2 protein-coding genes are annotated in these 3131 nt (G+C 33.5%); both read left to right on the forward strand.

Annotated elements, in window-relative coordinates; genetic code table 11:
- Positions 1-463 precede the first annotated feature (463 nt).
- Complete coding sequence (locus tag LBP67_01995) at positions 464-1840, forward strand: Eco57I restriction-modification methylase domain-containing protein (protein MDR2083751.1); 1377 nt, start codon at positions 464-466, stop codon at positions 1838-1840.
- A gap of 3 nt (positions 1841-1843) precedes the next feature.
- Positions 1844-2767 (forward strand): restriction endonuclease, encoded by a 924-nt coding sequence (locus LBP67_02000; GenBank protein ID MDR2083752.1) that lies wholly within the window; start codon positions 1844-1846, stop codon positions 2765-2767.
- Positions 2768-3131: the final 364 nt, after the last annotated feature.

Here is a 3131-nt window from a genome sequence, read left to right on the forward strand (position 1 = left end):
GGGGTTTAGATTTACAATGGTGAAGAATTATATGATGTTTTATATTATTGATGAAAAACAAATAAATATAATTCGGTTTCTTTATGGTCATAGGGACTGGATAAGTCTATTGAATAATATAAATGTAATAGAATAGAGAATTAATAAAACGCGCCACTGCACATAACAGGACTGTATATGCTTCGCCACCCGATGGGCGGCTCGGGCTACGGTTTGCCTAGGTCATTACGCTACGCTCCATTCCCACGGCAAACCTCCGCCACATTTTGGCAGGGCTGCAAACCTACGGTTTGCAGCCCTGCCAAAATGTCATAAACAGCCGGGACGTTATGTGCCATAATTTTTCAAAACAAAATGCGACGCCTCCATGCAGCGCAAAAAATAGTAAAAACCACTTGAAAATATTAGAACTCTCTGATAACATTATATTATGTATACCTTGAACGAGTTAGAAAATAGACGAATGGCAAGAATTTCCTCTGTAAATCGTCTACACAAAGAGGAATTTGCCCAATATTTAACTCCGATTGAAATAGCTTCCTTTATGGCAAAAATTACTGCTAAATATTGTATGATAAAAGATACAATTAATATTTTGGACCCTGGGGCTGGTTCTGGTATATTATCGTGTTCATTAATTAGTGAACTAAAAAGTAAAAATACAGAAATCAATATTAATGTTGATGCTTATGAAATAGATAATAGTATATTAAATGAACTGGAGACATCATACCAAATAATAAAAAAATATAATAATATTAGTTATAATATTATTAATAAAAATTTTATAAGTGATATTGGATCGGATATTTTATGGGGATTTAATAAACATTATGATATGATAATTATGAACCCCCCCTATAGAAAAATCAGTGCTAATTCTGAATATAGGAATGTATTACATGATATAGGTATAGAGACAGTAAATACTTATAGCGCGTTTATGGCTATTGCTATAAAATTGCTTTCTGAAAATGGTGTACTTACGGCGATTGTACCGAGAAGTTTTTGTAATGGCCTTTATTTTCTTCCCTTTAGGAAATATATAAATAATAACACGGCAATACAGCACATACATATTTTTGAATCTCGTAAGGACAATTTTAAGGATGAGAATGTATTACAGGAAAATATTGTTATTGTTTTGAAAAAAACGAAAAACAAACCAAATAAAGTTACTCTTAGTTATTCCAAACAAAAAGATTTATCTTCTTTTTGTGAGCAAGAAGTATCGGCAAATTTGATTATTAATGAAACCGATAATCAATGTTTCATATCTATACCAAGTTATGATCAAAATACTGAGAATATACCATTAATGTATTCAAATAAAGAACTTGGATTTGAAATTTCAACAGGCCCTATCGTTGACTTTCGTATGAAAGACAAACTGGCTTATGATGTTAATGAAGGCGATATTCCTTTATTATACGCTATTCATATTAGAAATCAGAAATTAACATGGCCTATCATTTCAAAAAAACCGAACGTGATAATTCTCAATGAGATAGAAAAAAGTAAATATTGTTTTAAGAAGGGATTTTATATTTTAATAAAACGCTTTTCTTCAAAAGAAGAAAAACATAGGATACAAGCAACTTTAATATCTCCTAACGATATTTCTTCAGAATATTTTACTGTAGAAAATCATTTGAATATCATTCATCGTAATAAAGGGGGGCTAGACAAGAACTTGGCTCTTGCTCTTGTGAATTACTTAAATAGTGATTATTGTGATAATATCTTTAGAAAATTTAGCGGACATACACAAATCAATGCTACTGATTTGAGGACTATGAAATATCCTAATCTTGAATGTCTTAAAAATTGGAGTAAATAAATAATGGGAAACAAAATAAGTGAAGCTTTAAAAATATTGACGGATCTAGGGGTTCCCAAAGGACAACAAAACGAACGAACAGCTCTTTGCTTATTGGCATTGGTTGATATAAAAGAAAACTCAGAGTGGAAAGAAGCCCAAAATCCATTAATCGGTATTACCCCAATAATGGATTTTGCTAAACAATTCTACCAAAGAAACTATGAACCAAATACACGGGAAACTTTTAGAAGGTTTAGTATGTATCAATTAGTAGAAGCTGGTATTGCATTATATAATCCAGATAAGCTGAAAAGACCTGTAAATAGTCCCCAGACGGTTTATCAAATATCTCCATTAGTACGTGACATAATCAAAACATTTGGGACTTATGATTATGATTTTGCAATAGAAGAATTTCACAAAAAAATTGGATTTTTGGCAGAACGTTATCAATGGCAACGTAACATGGAAATGATACCAGTCAATGTTTTAGGGCAGAAGCTACAATTGACGCCAGGGGAGCATAGCCAATTAATAAAAGACATTATTGAAAATTTTGCTCCACGTTTTATTCCTGGAGCTATACTTCTCTACGTAGGTGATACAGGTAATAAATGGGGTTATTTTGACAAAGAAACTTTTAAAAAAATTGGCTTAGTGTTGGATGAACATGGAAAAATGCCTGATTGTATTTTTTACCTTGAATCACGTAATTGGTTAATTCTTGTAGAATCCGTTACAAGTCATGGCCCCATAGATAGTAAAAGAAAAATCGAATTGAATAAATTATTTGATACTCCGCTGAAAAATATTTATGTAACGGCTTTCCCAAACAGACAAATTTTTATCAGATTTACCAGTGAAATTGCTTGGGAAACAGAGGTATGGCTATCCGATAATCCATCTCATTTAATCCACTTTAATGGTGATAAATTTTTAGGATAAATTAAGAAATCACCGTTCGCCGTCCATGGCGAACGGCGAAAAAAATTACGGCGCATAACAGGACTGTTATACGACATTTTTTTAGCCCAAAATTGTCGCCGCAGGCGCCGTCCATGGCGCCTGAAACTTTTATGAATATAACAAAATATTATACCTAATGTATCCAGGGCAACAGCGCTTACTTTTTCGTAATAGAATACGAGACCAAGAAACCGCATGGGAGGGGTAAGGATGGAACTATCAGAAGAAGCGGTACGGCGGATGAAAGAAAGCCTGGGAGAGACACCGAACCCGAGGAGGCAATGGGGGTATATACGGCATAAGCTGATAGGACCTGCTGGTCATCGGGCTGTGTTCAATCATA

The organism is Bacteroidales bacterium (assembly GCA_031276035.1).
Lineage (GTDB): Bacteria > Bacteroidota > Bacteroidia > Bacteroidales > BM520 > RGIG7150.